Annotated in this window: 24 protein-coding genes; 8 read left to right on the plus strand and 16 right to left on the minus strand. The window is 68.1% G+C overall.

What is annotated here, in order from left to right:
- Positions 1-72 precede the first annotated feature (72 nt).
- Complete coding sequence (locus ACSFBM_RS07490; protein ID WP_435438245.1) at positions 73-720, plus strand: FMN-dependent NADH-azoreductase; 648 nt, start codon at positions 73-75, stop codon at positions 718-720.
- Positions 721-789: 69 nt separating this feature from the next.
- Here ACSFBM_RS07490 and ACSFBM_RS07495 read toward each other — a convergent pair whose 3' ends face one another.
- Complete coding sequence (locus ACSFBM_RS07495) at positions 790-1,344, minus strand: NADPH-dependent FMN reductase (RefSeq protein ID WP_435438244.1); 555 nt, start codon at positions 1,342-1,344, stop codon at positions 790-792.
- Positions 1,345-1,567: 223 nt separating this feature from the next.
- Here ACSFBM_RS07495 and ACSFBM_RS07500 point away from each other — a divergent pair, with 223 nt between their 5' ends.
- The 5 genes from ACSFBM_RS07500 to yjjJ all read left to right on the plus strand — a co-directional run bounded on the left by ACSFBM_RS07500 (position 1,568) and on the right by yjjJ (position 6,852).
- Positions 1,568-2,536, plus strand: coding sequence for an aliphatic sulfonate ABC transporter substrate-binding protein (locus ACSFBM_RS07500; protein ID WP_435483811.1), 969 nt, complete (start codon positions 1,568-1,570; stop codon positions 2,534-2,536).
- A gap of 13 nt (positions 2,537-2,549) precedes the next feature.
- On the plus strand, positions 2,550-3,764 hold the full coding sequence (solA, locus tag ACSFBM_RS07505; protein WP_435483812.1) for an N-methyl-L-tryptophan oxidase: 1,215 nt from the start codon (positions 2,550-2,552) through the stop codon (positions 3,762-3,764).
- A 66-nt stretch (positions 3,765-3,830) separates the two neighbouring features.
- Positions 3,831-4,763, plus strand: coding sequence for a 2-dehydropantoate 2-reductase (panE, locus tag ACSFBM_RS07510; RefSeq protein ID WP_435483813.1), 933 nt, complete (start codon positions 3,831-3,833; stop codon positions 4,761-4,763).
- 5 nt (positions 4,764-4,768) lie between these two features.
- Positions 4,769-5,443, plus strand: coding sequence for an Asp/Glu/hydantoin racemase (locus tag ACSFBM_RS07515; protein ID WP_435483814.1), 675 nt, complete (start codon positions 4,769-4,771; stop codon positions 5,441-5,443).
- An 86-nt stretch (positions 5,444-5,529) separates the two neighbouring features.
- Positions 5,530-6,852 (plus strand): type II toxin-antitoxin system HipA family toxin YjjJ, encoded by a 1,323-nt coding sequence (gene yjjJ / locus ACSFBM_RS07520; RefSeq protein ID WP_435483815.1) that lies wholly within the window; start codon positions 5,530-5,532, stop codon positions 6,850-6,852.
- A 28-nt stretch (positions 6,853-6,880) separates the two neighbouring features.
- On the opposite strand, the gene ACSFBM_RS07525 is transcribed toward yjjJ, so the two are convergent.
- Positions 6,881-8,242: an NAD(P)/FAD-dependent oxidoreductase gene (locus tag ACSFBM_RS07525; RefSeq protein WP_435483816.1), complete on the minus strand. Its 1,362-nt coding sequence runs from the start codon at positions 8,240-8,242 to the stop codon at positions 6,881-6,883.
- 113 nt (positions 8,243-8,355) lie between these two features.
- Here ACSFBM_RS07525 and ACSFBM_RS07530 point away from each other — a divergent pair, with 113 nt between their 5' ends.
- Positions 8,356-9,195, plus strand: coding sequence for an AraC family transcriptional regulator (locus ACSFBM_RS07530; protein ID WP_435438237.1), 840 nt, complete (start codon positions 8,356-8,358; stop codon positions 9,193-9,195).
- Positions 9,192-10,187 (plus strand): alpha/beta hydrolase family protein, encoded by a 996-nt coding sequence (locus tag ACSFBM_RS07535; protein ID WP_435483817.1) that lies wholly within the window; start codon positions 9,192-9,194, stop codon positions 10,185-10,187. The genes ACSFBM_RS07530 and ACSFBM_RS07535 overlap by 4 nt, the downstream gene beginning before the upstream one ends.
- On the opposite strand, the gene ACSFBM_RS07540 is transcribed toward ACSFBM_RS07535, so the two are convergent.
- The 14 genes from ACSFBM_RS07540 to ACSFBM_RS07605 all read right to left on the minus strand — a co-directional run bounded on the left by ACSFBM_RS07540 (position 10,184) and on the right by ACSFBM_RS07605 (position 22,336).
- Positions 10,184-12,136: a family 2A encapsulin nanocompartment cargo protein cysteine desulfurase gene (locus ACSFBM_RS07540; RefSeq protein WP_435484776.1), complete on the minus strand. Its 1,953-nt coding sequence runs from the start codon at positions 12,134-12,136 to the stop codon at positions 10,184-10,186. The genes ACSFBM_RS07535 and ACSFBM_RS07540 overlap by 4 nt on opposite strands.
- Positions 12,137-12,202: 66 nt before the next feature.
- Positions 12,203-13,135 carry a family 2A encapsulin nanocompartment shell protein gene (locus tag ACSFBM_RS07545; RefSeq protein ID WP_116907517.1) on the minus strand — a complete coding sequence of 311 codons (933 nt, stop codon included), beginning with the start codon at positions 13,133-13,135 and terminating at the stop codon, positions 12,203-12,205.
- Between the two features lie 61 nt (positions 13,136-13,196).
- The gene (locus ACSFBM_RS07550) at positions 13,197-13,466 is read right to left on the minus strand and encodes a helix-turn-helix domain-containing protein (protein ID WP_435438230.1); all 270 of its coding nucleotides are present in this window, start codon (positions 13,464-13,466) and stop codon (positions 13,197-13,199) included.
- Entirely contained in the window at positions 13,463-14,377 is a 915-nt protein-coding gene (gene epsC / locus ACSFBM_RS07555; protein WP_435483818.1) for a serine O-acetyltransferase EpsC, read from the minus strand. Before epsC ends, ACSFBM_RS07550 begins: the two co-directional genes overlap by 4 nt.
- A 32-nt stretch (positions 14,378-14,409) precedes the next feature.
- Positions 14,410-14,892 (minus strand): rhodanese-like domain-containing protein, encoded by a 483-nt coding sequence (locus ACSFBM_RS07560; RefSeq protein ID WP_435483819.1) that lies wholly within the window; start codon positions 14,890-14,892, stop codon positions 14,410-14,412.
- Between the two features lie 201 nt (positions 14,893-15,093).
- Positions 15,094-15,309, minus strand: coding sequence for a TOBE domain-containing protein (locus ACSFBM_RS07565; protein ID WP_007829250.1), 216 nt, complete (start codon positions 15,307-15,309; stop codon positions 15,094-15,096).
- A 69-nt stretch (positions 15,310-15,378) separates the two neighbouring features.
- A complete protein-coding gene (locus ACSFBM_RS07570) occupies positions 15,379-15,975 on the minus strand; it encodes a malonic semialdehyde reductase (RefSeq protein ID WP_435483820.1) in 597 nt (198 codons plus the stop codon).
- A gap of 16 nt (positions 15,976-15,991) precedes the next feature.
- A complete protein-coding gene (locus ACSFBM_RS07575) occupies positions 15,992-17,290 on the minus strand; it encodes an O-acetylhomoserine aminocarboxypropyltransferase/cysteine synthase family protein (protein WP_435483821.1) in 1,299 nt (432 codons plus the stop codon).
- 47 nt (positions 17,291-17,337) lie between these two features.
- On the minus strand, positions 17,338-18,180 hold the full coding sequence (locus tag ACSFBM_RS07580; RefSeq protein WP_435483822.1) for an ATP-binding cassette domain-containing protein: 843 nt from the start codon (positions 18,178-18,180) through the stop codon (positions 17,338-17,340).
- 4 nt (positions 18,181-18,184) lie between these two features.
- Positions 18,185-19,171: an aliphatic sulfonate ABC transporter substrate-binding protein gene (locus ACSFBM_RS07585; RefSeq protein ID WP_435483823.1), complete on the minus strand. Its 987-nt coding sequence runs from the start codon at positions 19,169-19,171 to the stop codon at positions 18,185-18,187.
- 10 nt (positions 19,172-19,181) lie between these two features.
- Positions 19,182-20,036 carry an aliphatic sulfonate ABC transporter permease SsuC gene (gene ssuC / locus ACSFBM_RS07590; RefSeq protein WP_435483824.1) on the minus strand — a complete coding sequence of 285 codons (855 nt, stop codon included), beginning with the start codon at positions 20,034-20,036 and terminating at the stop codon, positions 19,182-19,184.
- Between the two features lie 9 nt (positions 20,037-20,045).
- On the minus strand, positions 20,046-21,215 hold the full coding sequence (ssuD, locus tag ACSFBM_RS07595; protein ID WP_435483825.1) for an FMNH2-dependent alkanesulfonate monooxygenase: 1,170 nt from the start codon (positions 21,213-21,215) through the stop codon (positions 20,046-20,048).
- Positions 21,215-22,171, minus strand: coding sequence for a sulfonate ABC transporter substrate-binding protein (locus ACSFBM_RS07600; RefSeq protein ID WP_435483826.1), 957 nt, complete (start codon positions 22,169-22,171; stop codon positions 21,215-21,217). The genes ssuD and ACSFBM_RS07600 overlap by 1 nt, the downstream gene beginning before the upstream one ends.
- Positions 22,172-22,198: 27 nt before the next feature.
- On the minus strand, positions 22,199-22,336 hold the full coding sequence (locus tag ACSFBM_RS07605; protein WP_435438220.1) for a hypothetical protein: 138 nt from the start codon (positions 22,334-22,336) through the stop codon (positions 22,199-22,201).
- Positions 22,337-22,380 lie beyond the last annotated feature (44 nt).

Raw genomic sequence — 22,380 nt, forward strand, 5'->3', positions numbered from 1 at the left:
CGATCCAAAAATAGAATTCTCACATCCGCCGGCCAATTGAGCGCCGACAGCCAACACAGAAAGTGATTGATCATGAAGCTGCTCCACATCGACTCCAGCATCCTCGGTGCCTATTCGACCTCCCGCGTCCTGACGGCCGAGATCGTGGCCGCCTGGAAGGCCGCGCACCCCGACACCACGGTCGAGTACCTCGACCTTGCCGTGGACGCACCCGCGCATTTCAGCGCCGACGCCCTCGCCATCAAGACCGGCCCGCAAGCCGAGCCGACCGAAGCCCAACAGCGCGAAAACGCACTGTCCGAGAAGCTGGTGAGCCAGTTCCTGGCCGCTGACGTGGTCGTCGTGGGCGCTCCGCTCTACAACTTCTCGATCCCGACCCAGCTCAAGGCCTGGATCGACCGCCTGGGCCAAGTGGGCCGTACCTTCAAGTACACCGAAACGGGCCCCGTGGGCCTGGCCGGCGGCAAGACGGTGATCGTGGCTTCGAGCCGCGGCGGTGTGTACTCGACCAGCGATTGGGGCCAAGGCGCCGAGCATCAAGAGAGCTACCTGAAGGTGGTCTTCGGCTTCTTCGGCATCACCGACGTGCGCATCGTGCGCGCCGAGGGCGTGGCGATGGGCGACGAGCCCAAGGCCAACGCATTTGCGGCTGCGCGCGCCGACATCCTGGCGGCAACGGCCGAAGCCGCCAACCAGAAGAACGTTGCGCAAGTGGCCTGAACCCGCGCTGCGCCATGAAAAAAGCCGCCCATCCGGGCGGCTTTTTGTCGTGCGCGGCAAGGAAGGGACTCAGGCCGAATGCGTCTTGACCCAGGCCACGTACTTGTCCATCCACCCCTGCAGGAATTTCTTCGAGCCTTCGTTGCCGATGTGGCCCTTGTCGTCGAACAGGTCGTCCTTGGCCTGCAGGAACACCTCGGGCGCGCCCATCGTGGGCACGTCGAGGTAGGCCAGGATGTTGCGCAGGTGCTGCTGCGCCAGCGCGGTGCCGATGGCGCCCACCGACACGCCGAGCACACCCGCCGGCTTGCCGCCCCAGGCGCTCTGACCGTACGGACGCGAGGCGTGGTCGATGGCGTTCTTCAGCACGCCGGGAATGGAGCGGTTGTATTCGGGCGTGACGAACAGCAGGCCCTGGGCTGCCGCAATCTCGGTCTTCAGGCGCTTCACGGGCGCGGACTGGTTGCCGTCGTCGTCCTGGTTGTACAGCGGCAGGTCGTCGATGCGCAGGTGCTCGAAGGTGAAGTCCGAGGGGGCCAGGTGCGCCAGCGCGAGCGCCAGCTTCTGGTTGTACGAATCCTTGCGCAGGCTGCCGACGAGAACGGCGATGCGGGTCTGGGCCATGGGTGAAGCTCCTTGAGTGAAAGGGTAGGAATGACGAACGCGATTATGCGAACCGCTCAAGACCTTTTGCTGAAAGGTTCTTGCTGCTTTCTGTACCGGACTGCGCCCTCCCCCAAGCAATTCGGCCTGCAATTGCACCGCCGCATTGCGCATGAGCAAATGACAAAAGCTTCTTGGCGCTGAACAACCACGGCTCCTACAGTCGCGGACTTTTGCCTGCGCCATGCACACCCCTTCTCTCTCTCGCCGCGCCCTGCTCCAAGCCGGCACCGCCGCCGCCTTCGCCGCGGCCGCCGCACCGCTCTTTGCCCAATCGCGCACCAAGACACTTCGCATCGGCTACCAGAAGTTCAACACGCTCAACATCCTGAAGGGCACGGGCCAGCTCGAGAAGGCGCTCGCTCCCAGCGGCGTGAAGGTCGAGTGGGCCGAGTTCCTCGGCGGCAGCCAGCTGTCGGAGGCACTGTCTGCAGGCGCCATCGACTTCGGCCATGCCTCGGACGGCATCGGCGTGTTCCAGCAGGCCAGCGGCAAGGGCCTGGTGTACCTGGCTGCGGAGAGCCCCTACCCCGGCGGCGTCGGCTTCCTGGTGCCGCGCGACTCGCCCATTCGCAGCGTGCGCGACCTGAAGGGCAAGAAGGTCGTCACCGGGCGCGGCTACAACACGCAGTACGTGCTGATCCGCGCGCTCGAGGCGGCGGGCCTGCGCTATGACGACATCGAGCCGGTGTACATCCTCACGGCCTCCGACACCATCGCGGCCTACCAGTCGGGCAGCGTCGCGGCCATCGGCCTGTGGGACCCGTTCCTGGCCGCCGCGCAACTGGCGACCGATTCGCGCGTGCTGTTCGACGGCACCGGCCTGAGCGGCAACCGCACCTACCACTTCGCGCAACCCGGCTTCGCGCGTGCCAACACCGACGTGCTGCGCACCGTGTTCGCCGAACTGCGCAAGGCCAACGAATGGGCGCAGGCGCACCCGGCCGACGTGGTCGCCACGCTGGCGCCGCAATTGAAGGTCGAGCCCAAGGTGCTGGCGCTGGCCACCGAACGGCGGCAATATGGCGTGGTCGCGCTCACGCCGGCCATCGCACAGGAGCAACAAGGCCTGGCCGATGTGTTTGCGCAACTCAAGCTCATTCCCAAGCCCATCGAGGTGAAGGACGCCTTCCTCGACCTGAACCTCGTCTGACGCCAGTTCCCACGTGACCTTGTCCACCCACTACGACGTCATCGTCGTCGGCCTCGGCGCCCTCGGGGCCGCCACGCTCTACCAACTCTCGCAGCGCGGCGCGCGCGTGCTGGGCATCGACCAGTTCGCGCCGCCGCACGACCTGGGCTCCTCGCACGGCGACTCGCGCATCACGCGGCTCGCGGTCGGCGAAGGCGACGAGTACGTGCCCTTCGTGCAGCGCTCGCACGCCATCTGGCGCGAGCTCGAGGCACGCACCGGCAAGCCGCTGATGACCACCACGGGCGGCCTCATCCTCGCGCCCGAAGGGCGCGTGGCCGAGCACCACGGCAAGCCCGACTTCGTGCGCCGCACCATCGCCAGCGCGGAGCACTTCGGCATTGCGCACGAGGTGCTCGATGCCGCCGGTATCCGCGCGCGCTTTCCGCAGTTCCACCTGCAGGGCGACGAGATCGGCTACCACGAGCACGACGCCGGCTTCGTCCGGCCCGAGGACGCCATCGGCGCGCAACTGGCCGTGGCCCGTGCGTCGGGCGCGCAAACACGCACCGGCGAACGCGTGCAGGCGGTCGAGCCCGTCGGCAACGGGGACACCGTGCGCGTGCGCACCGACACCGCCAGCTTCACCGCCGACCGCGTGGTGGTGTCGGCCGGCGCCTGGCTGCCCGAGTTCCTCGGCAAGCAGGCGCGCGCCGACTGGCAAGCCGACTTCTCCGTGCACCGCCAGGTGATGCACTGGTTCGACACCGGCAGCGCCGCCGCCGACTTTGCGCCCGGGCGCTTCCCCATCTTCATCTGGATGTTCGGCGACGGGCAGGAAGACTACATGTACGGTTTTCCGTCGTCCGACCCCGCGCAGCCCGCGCTCAAGGTCGCGACCGAGCAGTACGCGGACGCCACCACGCCCGACACCATCGAGCGCACGGTCAGCCCCGAAGAAAGCGCCGCCATGTACCGCGAGCGCGTGGCGGGCCGTTTTCCGCAGATCGGCGGCCGGGCGCTGAAGGCGCGTGCCTGCATGTACACCGTGACGCCCGACCGCCGCTTCGTCATCGACGCGCTCGACGGCCTGCCCGGCGTGCTCATCGCCTCGGCCTGCTCGGGCCACGGCTTCAAGCATTCGGCCGGGCTGGGCGACGCCATTGCCGACCATGTGCTGGGCCGGCCGAGCGCGCTCGACCTGTCGCCCTTTGCCCGCCGGCGGCTGCTGGAGAAATCGGCCGCCTGAAGCAGCGCCGCGCGATCGGGGGCATCATCGCCCACGATCTTTTCTCTGACTCAGGAGCACAGCGCAATGAGATTTCTGGTGGTGGGTGCCGGTGCACTCGGTGGTTATTTCGGCGGTCGCCTGCTGGAGGCGGGCCGCGACGTCACCTTCCTGCTGCGCCCGCGCCGCGCGGCGCAGCTCGCGAAGACCGGGCTGGTGGTGCAAAGCCCGTTCGGGAACCTGCAGCTTCCCGCCCCGAAGCATGTGCTGGCCGACGGCATCGACGGCCCCTACGACGTGGTCGTGGTCGGCAGCAAGGCCTACGACCTGGACTCGACCATGGACTCGTTCGCGCCCGCCGTCGGGCCCGACACCGTGATCCTGCCGCTGCTCAACGGCATGAAGCACATCGACCGGCTGGCCGAGCGCTTCGGTGCGCAGCGTGTGCTGGGCGGCCTGTGCATGATTTCGGCCACGCTCGACGACGAAGGCCGCGTGCTGCACCTGAACGACATGCACGGCCTGAGCTACGGCGAGCGCGCCGGCGGGCGCTCCGAGCGCGTGAACGCCATCGCGGCCCAGTTCGCGGGTGCGAAGTTCGACGCCACGGCCAGCGAGAACATCTCGCAGGACATGTGGGAGAAGTGGGTCTTCATCGCCTCTGCGGCGGGCCTCACGAGCCTGATGCGCGCGACCATCGGCGACATCGTGGCGGCAGGCGGGCAGGACGTGGCGCTCGCGATCTTCGACGAGTGCTGCGCCATCGCCACGCACAACGGCTTTGCGCCGCGCCCGGCCGCCGTGCAGCGCGGCCGCGCCATCATGACGGCGGCCGGCTCGCCGATGACCGCGTCCATGTACAAGGACATCGTGCGCGGCGCGGCAGTGGAAGCCGACCACATCGTGGGCGACCTGCTCGGCCGCGCGGCCGCGGGCCAGCAGGCCGCGCCTTCGGTGCTGCGCACGGCGTACGTCCACCTGAAGGCCTACGAGGCCCAACGCGCGCGCACGGCGGGCTGAAAGCCATGCCGCCCCCCGAAGACGCGCTGGCGTTCCTTCACACGGCGCAGGTGCATGTACCGACCTTCGAGCGGCTGGTGCGCGAGATCGCGCCCGACCTGCGCGTTCGGCATGCGGTGCGCGAAGACCTGCTCGCCGATGCGCGCGCCCTCGGCGTCGACGACGCCGGCCTGGTTGCACGTGTTCACCACGCCATGCACGAGGCCACCGCCAGCGGCGCGACGGTGGTCGTGTGCACCTGCTCGACCATCGGCGCCATCGCCGAACGAACCGCCACGGGCGATGCGTTCAAGGCCCTGCGCATCGACCGCGCCATGGCCGACCGCGCGGTGCGCACCGGGCCGCGCGTGCTGATCGTCGCGGCGCTGGAGAGCACGCTGGCGCCGACGACGGCGTTGGTTCTTTCCGCGGCGCAGGACGCGGGGGTGGTGGTGCGGCCGAGCCAACTGCTTGTCGAGCAGGCGTGGCCGCTTTTCCAGTCCGGCGACATCACCGGCTACGTCGAGGCACTGGCCGGGGCGATTCGCGCGAAGGCCAACAGTGCCGACGGGACCGATGTCGTCGTGCTCGCGCAGGCCTCGATGGCGCCTGTTGAAGAAGCCCTGGCGGACCTTGGCATCGACGTTCTCAGCAGCCCCGCCCCAGGGGTGCGGTTTGCGGTGCAAATGGCCAAGACATGACGCCAACTATCTATTCACAAATTCATTCAATTTCGTGAATTTACCAATGAAGAATAGAATAATTTATCTATTCACCTTGGTATTCAATGGCAACGCCCCCCGCCCTGGCCGAGACCGCCCTTGCCTTCATCCGGTCGCAGGGTGCCGTCACCGGCGCTGACGTGCAGGCCCGGCTGGGCGTCAGCCAGCCGACCGTGTCGCGAACGCTGGCACCGCTTCTGCGCAGTGCGGACATCCTGAAGGTGGGCGCGGCGCGCTCGCAGAGGTATGTCGCACCCCGGCACGTCGAACGGCTCGGCACCGAAGTGCCCGTCGTCAAGGTCGGCGAGAACGGCAACGCGGCGCCGTTCGGCCGCATCGTGCCGCTGCAAGGTGGCCGCTGCTGGATGGACGAGCAGGCAGGCGCCAGCGCGCTGCACGACGGACTGCCCTGGTTCCTTGCCGACATGCGCCCGCAGGGCTTCATCGGCCGCGCCTTCGCCCACGGCCACCCCGAACTCGGCCTGCCCGCCAACCCCGAGCACTGGACCGACGACGACGTGCTGCAGGCGCTGGCCCTGTGCGGCGAGGACCTGCCGGGCAACCTGGTCGTCGGCGCCGAGTCGTTCAACCGCTTTCAGTCGCTGGCCGCAAGTCCGGCCGCGCAAGTGACCGCTGGCGACTATCCCGCCATGGCGGACAGCGCCATGCAGGGCACCTTGCCGGGCTCGTCGGCCGGCGGCGAACAGCCCAAGTTCTGCACCGTGCGCGACGGGCGGCAAGTGATCGTCAAGTTCTCGCCCGCCGGCAACTCGCCCGCGGACAAGCGCGCTCGCGACCTGCTCGTGTGCGAACACCTGGCATTGCGCACGCTGCAGGAAGCCGGCGTCGCCTCATCCACCACCCGCGTGCTCATCGAAGCCGGCCGGGTGTTCCTGGAAGTCGAGCGATTCGACCGCACCGCCAGGGGACGCATCGGCATGGTGTCGCTGATGGCCTACGACGCGCAGCACGTCGGCAAGATCGACAACTGGGCCGCCACGGCCAACCGCATGGCGTCGCGCGGACTGATGCGCGCGGACGACGCGCAGCGGCTGCGCTTTCTCGAGGCGTTCGGACGGCTCGTCGGCAACACCGACCGGCACTACGGCAACATCTCGCTGCTCATCGAAAACGGCAATTGGCGCCTGTCTCCCGCCTACGACGTGCTGCCGACGCTCTATGCCGCCGTCAACGGCGAATTGCCTGCGCGCGACCTGGAAGCGAGCGCCGCGGCACCGACCGTCGAGACACTGGAGGAATGGCCCGGCGCGCGCCGGTTGGCCGCGGTGTTCTGGCGGGCCGTCGCGGCGGACAGCCGCATCACGGCACCGTTTCGCGCCGTCGCACGCAAGAACGCGCTCTTCACCGGCGAAGCAGCGGCCGGCTGAACCAGACGTCGCACTATTCCGACTTCACTTACTCCGACTTCAGCACCGTCTCCCCCTTCAACATCCCCATGTCCCGGATGTTGAGGCGGTGCCGCTTCCAACCCGCCCAGGTGCGCCGCATGTGCGTGACCGAGATGAAGTAGTACAGGAACTTGAACATGCCCAGCGCGCGCCACATCGGCTTGCCGTTGTAGATGTCGCCGGCCAGCAGCGACATCAGGCCTTCCTTCACGCGGAACGGATTGCCCGGGTACATGAACATGTCGCGGATGGTCGGGTTGGTCGCGCGGTAGATGAACCACGAGTACTCGCGCGGGCCCTTGCGCGTCATGGCCTCGAAGCCCTTGCGCGCCAGCGCCAGCTCGGCCGGCTGGTCGAGCGCCGTGGCCACCAGCTTGGCGCCATCGAAGGCGCTGGTCATGGCCAGGTACACGCCCGAGGAGAACATCGGGTCGATGAAGGTGAAGGCGTCGCCCAGCATCAGGTAGCGGTCGCCCGTGGCGTGCGTGCTCGAGTACGAGAAGTTGCCGGTGGCATGCACCGCGTCGTCGACCAGCGTGGCGTTCTTCAGGCGTTCGACCAGCACCGGGCACAGCGCAATGGTGTCGTAGAAAAATTCCTTCAGCGGCTTGTCGCGCGTCTTCAGGTAGTACGGCCAGCAGACGGCGCCGATGCTGGTCGTGCCGTCGGCCAGCGGAATGAACCAGAACCAGCCGTGCGGGAACCAGCAGATGCTGATGTTTCCTTCTTTCTTGCCTTCGAGCCGCTCGGCATTCGTGAAGTGGCCGAACAGCGCGGTGCTGTTGTGGTCGGGGTTCTTTTCCTTGCAGCGGAATTTGTTGGCCAGAAGCGTGTCGCGGCCGGTGGCGTCGACCACGAAGCGGGCGCGCCAGCTGCGCCTGGCGCCGTAGTCCATTTCGGCATGCACGGTGGCGCCGTCGGCGTCGAAGGCCACGTCGCGCACCTTGCAGCCCTCGATGGTCTGGGCGCCGCGCGTGGCCGCGTTGCGGAACAGGATCTCGTCCAGGTCGGAGCGGCGCACCTGCCAGGCGGAGTCGAGCGTCTTGTCCAGGCCCTCGGCAAACTCCACGTAGCTGCGGTGCTCATGCTCGGGCGAGACAAACTCGATGCCGAACTTGGGCATGCCGATTTTCTCGACCTGGTCGCGCACGCCGAGTTTCTCGAACAGCTCGACATTGCCCGGCAGCAACGATTCGCCGATGTGAAAACGCGGGTGGTGCGCTTTTTCGAGCAGCACCACCTTGCGGCCCTGCTCGGCCAGCAGCGCGGCGATGGTCGAACCGGCCGGACCGCCGCCGACGACCATCACGTCGCAGGATTCATCGGCCGCCTGGGGTGCGGAGGAAGAAGAAGCTTGAGGCAAGGACATGCGGTGGCAAGCATCGTTGTTAACAGTTGCCAAGCATAGCTTGCCGTCGAGTAACAAGGCAAAACAGCAAGGCCGGCTAAGCGGGCAGCGCCGCCGGGCGGCAAACTCCGGCCATGACTTCGAACCCGCGCCGCGCCGAACAGAGCTACAGGGAACGCGTGTCCCGCGTCGTCGCGGCCATCGTGGCCGACCCGATGGCCGAACACCGCCTCGAAGACCTGGCGCGCATGGCGCATTTCTCGCCGTTTCACTTCCACCGCGTCTACAGCAGCATCGCCGGCGAGACCGTGGCCGCCACGGTGCGGCGCGTGCGCCTGGCGCTGGCCACCCGGCTGCTGGAGGCCGGCGATCAGAGCGTCACTCAGGTTGCCATGGCCGTGGGCTACGACAGCCCGCAGGCCTTCACGCGTGCCTTCGGCCAGTTCACCGGGCAGTCGCCGAGCGCGTTCCAGCAGCAGATGCACGCGGCGATTGGCGCAAACGCACCGGACGCACTGCCCGTGCGAATCGTCGAGCGCCCCGCGCAACGGGTGCAGGCGCTGCGCCACCGCGGGCCGCTGTCGACCATTCCCCACACCCAACGCCGCCTGCGCCTGCATGCGGGCGCCGCCAGCGTGACCCAGTGGCTCGGCGCCTCGTTCCGCGATCCGGAAGATGCCGACGGCTTCAGGTACTACGCCGGCGCGGTCTCGCGCGAACCCTGGCCCGAAGACGGTGAGACCGAAACGCTCGAACTCCCGGCCGGCCGCTATGCCCTGCATTGCCTGTCCGGCCCCTACAGCCGCATCAACGCGGCGATCAACGCGCTGTATGCCCGCTGGCTGCCGGCAAGCGGCTACGAGCCCGACGACCGGCCCACGCTGGAGCACTACCTGAACTCGCCGCGCACGGCCTCGCAGGCCGAACTGCGCACCGATCTGCTCGTTCCCATCCGCTCTGCCAACACGCCATGACCTTGTCCCGCGTCCTTTTCATTGCCGCCCTGTGCCTCTCGGCCAACCTGGCGCAAGCCGCAGGTTTCGGCTACATCGACGTGCCCGCCGACAAGGACGGGCCGGTCCTGCGCGGCGCCGTGTGGACGCCCTGCGACGCGCCGGCAGGCGAGATCAAGCTCGGCCTGTATGTCGTTCCCGCCAACCCGGATTGCCCGATCGCGGGCGCCCAGTTGCCGTTGGTCGTGCTCTCGCACGGGTATGGCGGCTCGATGCTCGGCCATCACGACACGGCAGAAACGCTGGCCAACGCGGGCTTCGTGGTCGCGGCCATCAACCATTCCAGCGACAACTACAAGATCCGGGGCGGCCCGAACGACAAGATCTCGGCCCTCGCGACGCGCACCACCGACATCCAGCGCCTGATCGACTACATGCTCCGGCAGTGGCCGGCGCATGCCACGCTGGCGGCCGACAAGATCGGCTTCTATGGCTTTTCAAGGGGCGGCTACACAGGCCTCGTGCTCGTCGGCGCCCGTCCGGATTTCGAGCGGCTCCCTCCCCTGCCTTCGTCCCCGTGCGCAACCGCACCGGCCGGCCCGGCGTGCGGACAGATGCGGCAGAGATTCCAGGAACTCCTGGCTTCGCCGCTGGCGCATGACACACGCATCCGTGCGGCGGTGATCGCAGACCCGTTCAGCGCGGTCTTCGATGCCGAGGGTTTGAAGGGCGTGACCATCCCGATCCAGCTCTGGGCCTCCGCGTACGGCGGAGACGGCGTCACCCCCGAAAGCGTTGCAGCGGTTCGCCGCAATCTGCCCAAGGCGCCGGACTGGCAGGTGGCAGAGAACGCCGCGCACTTCGGCTTTCTTGCGCCCTGTTCGCCCGCACAACTCGAAGCGAATTCCGAGATCTGCCGCGACGTGCCGGGATTCGACCGCGTGGCCTTCCACGCGGACTTCAACGCCAAGGTGCTTGCCTTCTTCAGGCAGCACATTGCGCCGAAACCCTAGCCCGCCCGGCGCTGCCCCGCCAGCCGCCGCACCACCGCCACCAGCCGGTCGACCTCGTCGAAGGTGTTGTAGAACGCCAGCGACGGCCGCACCGTCGTCTCCACGCCGAAGCGCCGCAGGATCGGCTGTGCGCAATGGTGACCCGTGCGCACCGCAACGCCTTCGTCGTTCAGCGCATGCCCCACTTCTTCGGTGGTGTAGCCGTCGAGCACGAAGGACATCACGCTGGCCTTGTCGGCCGCCGTGCCGATCAGCCGCACACCCGGAATGGCCCCGAGTTGCCGCATGCCGTACACCAGCAGGTCGTGCTCGTAGCGCGCGATGTTCTCGATGCCGACCTTGTTGACGTAGTCGATCGCCGCGCCCAGGCCCACCGCGTCGGCGATGTTGCCCGTGCCGGCCTCGAACTTGTTAGGGATCGGCTGGAACACGGTCTTCTCGAAGGTGACGTCGGCAATCATGTTGCCGCCGCCCTGCCACGGGGGCATGTCTTCGAGCACCTCGCGCTTGCCCCAGACCACGCCGATGCCGGTCGGGCCGAACACCTTGTGGCCGGAGAACACGAAGAAATCGGCGCCCAGGTCTTGCACGTCGACCCGCATGTGCGAGACCGACTGCGCGCCGTCGACCAGCGCCTTGGCACCTGCACGGTGGGCCAGTTCGACAATTTCCTTTACCGGCACCACGGTGCCCAGCGCGTTGGAAACCTGCGTGACGGCGACGATCTTGGTGCGGTCGTTCAACAGCTTGCGGTATTCGTCGAGCAGCACCTGGCCCGAGTCGTCCACCGGGATCACGCGCAGCTTGGCGCCCTTGGCGGCGGCAAGCTGCTGCCACGGCACGATGTTGGCGTGGTGCTCCAGGTTGGACACGATGATCTCGTCGCCCTCGCCCACGTGCTGGCCGCCCCAGCTCTTGGCCACGAGGTTGATGGCCTCGGTGGTGCCGCGCACGAAGATCACCTCTTCGACTTCGGGTGCGTTGATGAACTTTCGCACGCGCTCCCGCGCGCCTTCGTAGGCGTCGGTGGCACGGGCGGCCAGCTCGTGCGCCGCGCGGTGGATGTTCGAGTTCTCGTGCGCGTAGAAATACGAGATCCGGTCGATGACGGATTGCGGCTTGTGCGTGGTGGCGGCGTTGTCGAACCACACGAGCTGCTTGCCGTTCACGCGCTCCTGCAGGACGGGAAAGTCGCGGCGAATGGCGTTGACGTCGAACGGCGGATGCTGGCCGCTGCCGGCGAGCGGCACGGCGTCGGGGCCGCGCGGGTCGGGTTTGGCCGGCGTGACGAAGCCGTTGGGCACGCGCACTGCATCGACGAAGTAGAACTGCGGCGGCTGGCTCGCCTGCGGTTGGCTGTTGCTCCCTCGCCCCTCCGGGGAGAGGCTTGGGGTGAGGGGCGACGCCGCACCCTGGCTCGGCCGCGGACCCTCACCCCAGCCCTCTCCCGCAAGCGGGAGAGGGGGCAAGACCTGCGCAGGCGCAGACACGGCGGGCACGGGCGAGGCCGAGCCGGCCGACGGGTGCCCGAAGCTGTTGTTCAGGAAGTAGAACGGCGAAGCGCCCGCCGAGGGCACAGCAGGCGCACTCGCCTGCTGCGGCACGCCCAGCACCGAGCTGCCCAGGCGCGGCTCGAACGCCGGCGCCACCGACAGCACCGTGTCGGGCACGCCGTTTCCCGCCACCGCATGCGGCAGCAGGGCCGGCGCGCGGTTGGCGAGCGAAGGCAACGGCGTGGGCGACGCGGGCAGCACGTTGGCGCCCGGAATCTGCCCCTGCGGAATCGGCGTGCCCGGCACGCTCGGTCCGAAGCCGGCCGGACTCACCAGCGGTGAGCCCGGCGGCGCGACGTTGGCGGGAAACTGCGCGCCCGGCAACGAAGCGGGTGCCGCTCCCGGGAACGAGGTCGGCGCCGCGCCCGGCAGTGAGGCGAACATGGCGTTGGCCATGCGCGCGAGCGCGGCCGGATCGAACGGCGCCTCGCCTGGAAACGATGGTGTGCTGCTCACCGCGGCTTACTTGTAGGTGTCGGCGTAGTCGTGGTACTTGCCGATCTCGACGTCGTCGAGCACGGCCAGCGCGTCGGTGGTCAGCACCGCCAGCGAGCAGTACAGCGAGATCAGGTACGACGCGATCGCGTGGTTGTTGATGCCCATGAAGCGCACCGACAGGCCCGGGCCTTGCTCACCCGACAGCCCGGGCTGGAACAGGCCGACCACGCCCTGGCGCTTGTCGCCCACGCGCAGCAGCAGGATCTTGCTCTTGCCGTCGGCCACCGGCACCTTGTTCGACGGGATCAGCGGAATGCCGCGCCAGGTGATGAACTGCGAGCCGAACAGGCTCACTGTGGGTGGCGGCGTGCCGCGGCGCGTGGCTTCACGGCCGAAGGCGGCAATGGCCAGCGGGTGCGTGAGGAAGAAGGCGGGCTCCTTCCACACCTTGGTCAGCAGCTCGTCGAGGTCGTCGGGCGTGGGCGCACCGGTCAGCGGGAAGATGCGCTGCTCTTCCGTCACCTGCGCCAGCAGGCCGTAGTCGGGGTTGTTGATGAGCTCGCTCTCCTGGTTCTCCTTGATCGTCTCGATCGTCAGGCGCAGCTGTTCCTTGATCTGGTCGTGCGGGCTGCTGTAGAGGTCGGAGATGCGGGTGTGCACGTCGAGCACGGTGCTCACGGCGTTCAGGAAGTGCTCGCGCGGGTTTTCTTCGTAGTCCACGAAGGTGCGCGGCAGCTGGTTTTCTTCTTCGCGCGAGGTGCAGGTGACCTTGATCGACTCGGGGTTCTTGACCTTGTTGACGCGGTAGATGCCCGCCTCCACCGGCACCCATTGCAGCAGGTGCGTCAGCCAGCGCGGGCTGATCGTCTCGAGCTGGGGAACGGTCTTGGTGGCGTTGGCCAGCTGGCGTGCGGCGTTGTCGCCAAGGGCGGTGGTACCACCGACTGTTGCGCTCATGGATCAAGGCTCCTGTTGGGAAGAAAGTGGCCGCCAGTGTCCGGCGGCCAAGGGTTTCCCCTCAACAGGCTATAGCCGCCAAGTTGATCCGCCGCGCCAGGCGCGACTGCTCCAGCTGTTCGCAGCGCATGAGCAGGCCGACCATGTTGATGCCCAGTGCCGTGGCCAGCTTCTGCGCGGTGACGATCGACGGAATGACGCGGGCGCGCTCGATTTCCCCCACGTAGGAGCGGTTCAGATCGGAACGCTCCGCCAGTTCCTCCTGCGACCAGCCCTTGCCTTCGCGCAGCTGGCGCACCGTGACGCCGAAGTCTTCGACGAATGCTTTCACAGGCGCACCGCCTTCGGCGCGTTCTGCAGGCTCGCCTGCGTGACGCTCGCACCCGGGGGCACGTCGTCGGTGATCCACACATTGCCGCCAATGACCGCTCCCTTGCCGAGCGTGACGCGCCCGAGGATGGTCGCGCCCGCATAGATGACCACGTCGTCCTCCACCACCGGGTGCCGCGGCAGGCCCTTTTGCAGGTTGCCTTCGGTGTCCGTCGGAAAGCGCTTGGCGCCGAGCGTGACGGCTTGGTACAGCCGCACGCGCTTGCCGATGACCGCCGTCTCGCCGATCACCACCCCCGTGCCGTGGTCGATGAAGAAGCCCGCGTCGATCTGTGCGCCGGGGTGGATGTCGATGCCCGTCTGCCCGTGCGCCAGCTCGGCCACGATGCGCGCCAGCAGCGGCAGGCCCAGCTTGTAGAGCGCATGCGCCAGGCGGTGGTGGATCATCGCGAGCACACCGGGGTAGCACAGCAGCACCTCGTCGACGCTGCGCGCGGCGGGGTCGCCCTGGTAGGCGGCGAGCACGTCGCTGTCGAGCAGGCGGCGCAGCGCGGGCAGCGAATTCGCGAACTCGCGGATGGCCTCGGTGGCCGCGTCGTCGATGTCGCTCGCGGGGCGCGGCTCGTGGCGCGCGTTGAAGTTCAGCTCCAGCCGCGCCTGCGCCAGCAATGCCTGCAGCGCGGCATCGAGGGTGTGGCCGACGTAGAAGTCCTCGCTCTCGTGGCGCAGGTCCGGCGGGCCGAGCCGCATCGGAAAGAGCGCGCCTTTCAGCGACTCCACGGTCTGCGCGAGCGCGTCGCGCGACGGAAACTCGCGCGCGCCGGGCTCGCGCGAGCGGCGCTGCGAATCGCGCCATTCGTCGCGCACGCCGTGCAGCGCGCGAACGATGTCGCTCACTTCGAAATGGGCCATGGGTCTGTGTTCTCCCGGAACGTTCTGTGGGGTCAGTCCTGCACCCACGGCAGGCCGTGGAAGCGCCAGCCGTCGGAGCCGCCGCGGTGCTGGCTCGCGTCGATCTCGCCTTCGAAACCTTCGAGCACATTGAACACCTGCGTGAAACCCGCCTTGGCAGCCGCTTCGGCCGCCAGCGCGGAACGCTTGCCGCTGCGGCACAGCAGCAGCGCCACGGCCTCCTTGCCGCCGTCCTTCGCCAGCTTGGCCTCGAGCTCGCGCACGAAGCGGGGATTGCGCGTGAGCGCCGTTCCGGTGGCCCAGGCCACGTGCACGCTCTCGGGCACATGGCCGACGAACTTGCGCTCCTCGCCGGAGCGCACATCGACCAGCACGGCCTGCCCGCTCTTCACCAGCTCCCAGGCCACGGGCGGCGTCACGCCACCGGCGTAGGCCCATCCTGCTTCGGTTGCAAGGCCCCTCGCCTGTTCGAGGGCGGGCGGCAACGCAACGACGTCTTCAAATTCCACTGGCATGGGCTTCGGCTCCTTGGTGCGGGGTTGATTGCATCCGCCTTGATGGCGATGACCACCACTGTAGAAGCTTGAGGCCGAAGGTCAAACGACTGAAAAAGCGATTCTTTAGAACCAATCCGTCTATCGAAGAGGCCCACGCGGTGCCGGGGCGTAAAAAAACCCGGCGCCCGCAAAGGCACCGGGTGGCGCGCCGAGCCGGGCTCAGAGCTTGGCGATCGACACCTCGGTCGACTTCACCAGGGCGACCACGTCGGAGCCCACCTTCAGCTGCAGTTCGTCGACCGAGCGCGTGGTGATGACGGAGGTGACGATGCCCCAGGCGGTTTCGACGTCGACTTCGGAGACGACGTCGCCGCGGATGATTTCACGGACCTTGCCCTTGAACTGGTTGCGCACGTTGATGGCTTGGATGGACATGATGGGTTCTCTTTCAGGTTGGGGAAATTCGTTCAGGAAAAGCACGAAGCAATGGAATGAAGGGGGTCGTCAGACGATCTCGGCCACTTCGTCGAATGCCAGGCGGGGCCCGCGCTCGAAGGTGCCGGCGTGGTCGGCCACGCCCAGGTTGACCAGGAAGTTCGCGCGGTAGCGCCCGTCGGGGAAGAATGTCTTGTCGACCAGCTCGGCGTTGAAGCCTGACTGCGGCCCCGCGTCCAGCCCCAGCGAACGCGCCGCCAGGATCAGGTAGGCGCCCTGCAGGCTGCTGTTGCGAAACGCCGTGGCCTGCGCCGCCTCGGCGCTGTTCTCGAAGATGGGCTTGGCGTCGTAGGCCGGAAACTGCGCGGGCAGGTGCTCGAAGAAGCGGGTGTCGTGCGCCACGATCACCGTGACGCCGGCGGCCAGCGTCTGCGCGGCGTTGCCGGACGACACGGCCGGCTTCAGCCTGGCCTTGGCCTCTTCGCTGCGCACGAACACGTAGCGCGCCGGCTGGGCATTGAAGGCGGTCGGGCCCCACTTGAGCAGGTCGTACAACTTGTGGATGAGTTCGTCGCTCACGGGCACGGGTTTGAACGCGTGCACGGTGCGGGCCTTGCGGAACAACTGGTCCAGCGCGGCTTCGGGAATGGCTTGCAGTGTGGTCATGGTGTCGTGGGGCGTTTCAGTTCGACGCTGCAGCAAGCGCCTGGTCGAGGTCGGCAAGCAGGTCGTCGATGTGCTCGATGCCGACCGACAGGCGCACCGTGTCCTCGGTCACGCCGGCGCGGGCCAGTTCGTCGGGCGACAGCTGGCGGTGCGTGGTCGATGCGGGGTGCGTGGCCAGCGAGCGCACGTCGCCGATGTTCACCAGGCGCGTGAAGAGCTTCAGCGCATCGAGGAACCTCGCCCCGCCGGCGCGAGGATCGGCGCCGGCACCGATGCCGAACGTCAGCACGCCGCTCGATTTGCCGCCGAAATACTTCTGCGCCAGCGCGTGGTCGGGGTGGTCTTCGAGCGCGGCGTAGTTGACCCACTTGACGGCCTTGCTCTTCTTCAGGTGCTGCGCCACCGCCAGCGCATTGCTGCTGATGCGGTCCATGCGCAGCGCGAGCGTCTCGATGCCCTGCAGGATCAGGAAGGCGTTGAACGGCGAGATGGCCGCGCCCGTGTTGCGCAGCGGTACCACGCGCGCCCGGCCGATGTAGGCCGCCGGGCCCAGCGCCTCGGTGTAGACCACGCCGTGGTAGCTGGGGTCGGGTTCGTTCAGGCGCTTGAAGCGCTGCTTGTGCTCGGCCCACGGGAACTTGCCCGAGTCGACGATGGCGCCGCCGATGCTGGTGCCGTGGCCGCCCAGGTACTTGGTGAGCGAGTGCACCACGATGTCGGCGCCGTGCTCGATGGGCCGGCTCAGGTACGGCGAGGGCACGGTGTTGTCGACGATCAGCGGCACGCCGTGGCGGTGCGCAATTTCGGCGATGGCGGCAATGTCGGTCACGTTGCCGGCGGGGTTGCCCAGCGACTCCACGAACACCGCCTTGGTCTTGTCGTCGAACAGCTTCTCGAAACTGCCCGGGTCGCGGTGGTCGGCAAAGCGCGTGGTGATGCCGAACTGCGGCAGCGTGTGCGCGAACAGGTTGTAGGTGCCGCCGTAGAGTGCGGTGCTGCTGACGATGTTGTCGCCGGCCTCGGCGATGGTCTGGATCGCGTAGGTCACCGCCGCCTGGCCCGAGGCCAGCGCCAGCGCCGCGATGCCGCCTTCGAGCGCGGCCACGCGCTGCTCCAGCACGTCCTGCGTCGGGTTGTTGATGCGGGTGTAGATGTTGCCCGGCACCTTCAGGTCGAACAGGTCGGCGCCGTGCTGTGCGCTGTCGAAGGCGTAGGCCACCGTCTGGTAGATCGGCGGGGCCACGGCGCGCGTGGTGGGCTCGGGCGAATAGCCGGCGTGCACCGACAGGGTTTCGAATTTCCAGTTCTGCGACATACAGCTGCCTTTCAGTTTGGCGAATCGGACAAGGGGGATGAAGACGCTCAGATCGCCCAGCGCAGCGCGTGCGCGGGGGTGTTGAGCCAGCTTGCGTCGGTGCTCTCTGGCGCGGTGTCTTCCGGCTTCTGCAGCACCCTGTCGAGGATTCGTTTTTCAATGGCCGCGAAGGCCGGATCGCCCTGCGAGCGCGGGCGGGCCAGCGCGATGTTCTCGTCGAGCGCGATGCGCCCGTCTTCGATCAGGATCACGCGGTCGGCCAGCGCCACGGCTTCCTGCACGTCGTGCGTCACCAGCAGCGCGGTGAAGCGGTGGCGCTGCCACAGGTTCTCGATGAGGCGGTGCATCTCGATGCGCGTGAGCGCGTCCAGCGCGCCCAGCGGCTCGTCCAGCAGCAGCAGCCGCGGGTGGTGCACCAGCGCGCGCGCCAGGGCCACGCGCTGGCGTTGCCCGCCCGACAGGCGCGCCGGCCATTCGTTCTCGCGGTCGGCCAGGCCCACATGCGCCAGCACTTCCTTGCCGCGCGCCTTGGCGTCGTCGGGCAGGCCCAGGGTCACGTTGTCGAGCACGCGGCGCCATGGCAGCAGGCGCGCCTCCTGGAACATGATGCGGGTGTCGTCGTGCAGCCCGTGCACGGCGCGCCCGTCGGTGTAGAGGCCGCCCTCGCTCGGTGCCTCGAGACCCGCGATGAGCCGCAGCAGCGTGCTCTTGCCGCAGCCGCTGCGCCCGACGATGGCGATGAACTGGCCCGGCTCGATGGTCAGGCGCGTGTTGCGCAGCACCTCGCGCGCGCCGTAGCGCTTGTGCAGGCCGCGCGCCTCCAGGCGCACGCCGCCGGGGATGGCCTGGGATGAGGCCTGGGCTTGGATGTCTTTCAGTACGGCACTCATGGTCTCAGGCTCCGGGCTTGAACAGCGCCACGTTCAGCGCATCGATTGGTCGGGGCAGCAGCTTCTCGGCGAAGAAGGCATCGGCGATGCGCTGCTGTTCGGTCAGGGCCTCGGGCACCACGGCCCGCACCGCATAGCTGCGGCGGGCGTTGGCCTGCTCGATGGTGGCGGCGTCCAGGCCCCACACGGGCGACAGCAGCGCGGCGGCCTCCTTCGGGCTTTGCTTGACCCACTTGCCGGTCTTCTCCAGTTCGGTGTAGACCACGCGCAGCACGTCGGGCCGCGCTTTCGCGAACTTGGTGCTCGCGAGGTAGTAGCGCTGGTACGACGCGATGCCCGTGCCGTCGGCCAGCACGCGCACCTTCGACTGCCGCTGTGCCGCGGCCAGGAACGGGTCCCACACCACCCAGGCGTCGATGGCGCCCTTCTCGAAGGCGGCGCGGCCGTCGGCGGGCGTGAGGTAGGCGGGTGCGATGTCCTTGAACGACAGGCCGGCCTTCTCCAGCGCGGCGATCAACAGGTAGTGCGCGCCGGCCGCCTTGGCGAAACCGACCTTCCTGCCCTTGAGATCGGCCACGGTCTTCAGCGGCGAGTCTTCGCGCACCACGATGGCCTGCGCGGCAGGCGATGGCGCTTCCTGCGCGATGAAGGTCAGCTCGGCGCCGGCCGCCTGAGCGAACACGGGCACGGTGTCGGCCACGTCGGCGCTGATGTCCAGGTTGTCGAGGTTCAGCGCCTCCAGCAGCGGCAGGCCGCTGGTGAACTCGTGCCAGCTCACGCTCACGTTGAGGGGTGCGAGCTGCTTTTCGAGGGTGCCCTGCACCTTCAGCACGGCGATCAGCGTGGAAGACTTCTGGTAGCCGATGCGCACGGTTGCGGGCCGCGCGGCGGCGCCCTGCGCGAAGGCCGCGGTAGCGCCCAGTGTGCCCAGTGTGCCCAGTGCGCCCAGCGTGGCGATGGCGGTGCGTCGGGAAATGGGGGAATGCGTCATGTCCATGCCCTCACTTCGCCTTCTTCTGGTAGCCGGGATGCCACCGCAGCCACCATTGCTCCAGCCCGCGTGCGAACAGGTCGGCCAGCTTGCCGAGCAGCGCATACAGCAGGATGCCCACCAGCACGATGTCGGTCTGCAGGAACTCGCGCGCGTTCATCGTGAGGTAGCCGATGCCGGCCTGCGCCGAGATGGTCTCGGCCACGATCAGAATCACCCACATCAGGCCCAGCGAGAAGCGCAGCCCCACCAGGATGGACGACAGCGCACCCGGCAGGATCACCTCGCGGTACAGCTGCCAGCGCGTGAGGCCGTAGGTGCGGCCCATCTCGATGAGCTGCGGGTCGACGTTGCGGATGCCGTGAAAGGTGTTGAGGTAGATCGGAAAGAACACCGACACCGAAATCAAGAACAGCTTGGCCGACTCGTCGATGCCGAACCACAGAATCACCAGCGGAATCAACGCCAGCGCGGGAATGTTGCGCACCATCTGAATGGTGGAGTCGAGCAGCGTCTCGGCGAACTTCACCGAACCCGTGAGCAGGCCCAGTGCCAGCCCTGCCCCGCCGCCGATGGCCAGGCCCGCCAGCGCACGGCCCGCGCTGACCTTCACGTGCGTCCACAGCTCGCCCGAGGCGGTGAGCGTCCATGCGGCCTTGACCACGTCGACCGGCGCCGGCAGCACCCGGGTGCTGAGCCAGCCCAGCGACGACGCGATCTGCCAGAAGACGATGAGCCCGACGGGCACGAGCCACGGCACCAGCCGGTGGACCACGCCGATGCCGAAATTCCTGAACACGTTGCCTCCGCTGTCGGAGGGCGCGGCGGGCGCGACGGTCGGCAGTTCCTGAACCTGTTCGGTCATGGGAGTCCTTCAGCTTTGGGAGACGAGGCGCGAAGGCGCATCGAGATTGGCGACCACTTCGCCGAACGGCCCGCTGAGCGAGCCGCCCGCCAGCCGGGCCTTCGCCTTGCGCGAGAGCAGCGGGAACACCAGCTCGGCGAAGCGGTAGGCCTCTTCGAGGTGCGGGTAGCCCGAGAGAATGAACTTGTCCAGGCCGAGCGCGGCGTACTCCTCGATGCGCGCCGCCACGGTCCTGGCGTCGCCCACGAGCGCGGTGCCGGCACCGCCGCGCACCAGGCCCACGCCGGCCCACAGGTTGGGCGAAATCTCCAGGTCGGCGCGCGAGCGCCTGGCGCCGCCCGCATGCAGCGCGGCCATGCGGCGCTGGCCTTCGGAGTCCATGCGCGCGAAGGCGGCCTGCGCGCGAACCACGGTGTCGTCGTCCACGCGGCTGATGAGCTCTTCCGCGGCCTTCCAGGCGGCGTCCGCGGTCTCGCGCACGATCACGTGCAGGCGAATGCCGAACTCCACCTTGCGGCCCTTGCGCTCGGCACGCGCGCGCACGTCGGCGATTTTCTTGGCCACTTCGGCGGGCGGCTCGCCCCAGGTGAGGTAGGCATCGACCTGTTCGGCGGCCAGGTCGTGCGCGGCGGCCGACGAACCGCCGAACCACACGGGCGGATAGGGTTTTTGCACCGGCGGGTACAGCAGCTTGGCGCCCTTCACGCTCAGGTGCTTGCCCTCGTAGTCGAAGCTCTGGCCGTCGTGGCTGCGCGCGATGATCTCGCGCCAGATGCGGATGAACTCGGCCGACTGCTCGTAGCGCGAGGCATGGTCCAGGTACACGCCGTCGCCTTCCAGCTCCGTCTGGTCGCCGCCGGTGACGAGGTTCACCAGCAGGCGCCCGCCCGAGAGCCGGTCAAAGGTCGCGGCCATGCGCGCGGCCAGGCTGGGCTGGTGCAGCCCGGGGCGCACCGCCACCAGGAACTTGAGATTCCTGGTCGCGCCGATCAGGCTGGACGCGATGACCCACGGGTCTTCGCAAGAGCGGCCGGTGGGAATGAGCACGCCTTCGTAGCCGAGGTTGTCGGCCGCGCCGGCAATCTGCTGCAGGTAGGCCAGGTCGATGGGGCGCGCGCCTTCGCTGGTGCCCAGGTAGCGGCTGTCGCCGTGGGTGGGGAGAAACCAGAAGATCTGCATCACGCCACCCCCGCGCCCGCGGCGTCGAGCACGTTGATCTTCTTCGGGATCAGCTTCAGTTCGAAGAAGGTGTCGGCAATCTGCTGCTGCTCGGCCAGGATGGCCTTGGTGATCGGGGTGATGCCGTAGGGCGTCCGGGCCGTGGTGACATCGGCCACCGGCTTGGGCAGGCCCCACAAAGCGGCCAGTTCGGCAGCGAGTTCGCCCTTGTTCGCAGAGCCCCAGGCTTCGACCTTGTTGATCTCTTCGACCGCGATGGCGATCACGTCGGCGTTCTTCGCCACATAGTCGAGCGACGAGAAGTAGTAGGCGCGGTTGCCCACCAAGCCCGTGGCGTCCGCCACGATGCGCGCATCCAGCGCTTTCTCGGCGGCGGCAAGGAACGGATCCCAGATCACCCAGGCGTCGACCGAGCCCTTCTCGAAGGCGGCGCGTGCGTCGGCCGGCGGCAGGTAGACCAGGTTGAGGTCGGCGTATGCCAGGCCGTGCTTTTCGAACAGCTTGACGATGAAGTAATGCACGTTCGAGCCCTTGTTGAGCGCGATCTTCTTGCCCTTGAGGTCGGCCACGGTCTTGACGGCGGAGCCCTTGGGCACCAGCACGGCCTCGGTCCGCGGGCGGTGCTGGGTGGCCGCCACGTAGGCCAGCGGCGCGCCGGCGGCCTGCGCGAAGATGGGCGGCGCTTCGCCCACGTCGCCGAAGTCGATGGAGCCGACGTTCAGCGCCTCGAGTTGCACCGGCCCGGCGGTGAACTCGGTCCACTTGACCGTGACGCCCAACGGCGCGAGCCGCTTCTCGAGCGTGCCGCGTCCCTTGAGGATGTTGAGCGTGCCCTTCTGGTTGCCGATGCGCAACTGCCGTGCGGGGGCCTGTGCCACGGCAGCAAACGACGGGAGCGCGATGGCGGCGGCAACGCCCTGGATGAGGCGGCGGCGAGGTGCGGAAATCAATGTCATGGCAAGGCTCGTTGGGGTGTGCCGCGCTCAGACGGCGGCGATGAAACTGACGATCAGCGCAATGGCGCTGACGACGACGACACTCACGGCGAGATCGCCGAGCGCGTGCCAGTGGGAACGCGGTGCGGTGTCGAGCACGGAGTCTTCGGTGGCGACGGGGTTCATGCGTGGATTCCTCGGGTTCCAGAAACTTCAGGCAAAAGCACTCC

It is taken from the genome of Variovorax pasteuri (assembly GCF_051216435.1).
Lineage (GTDB): Bacteria > Pseudomonadota > Gammaproteobacteria > Burkholderiales > Burkholderiaceae_C > Variovorax.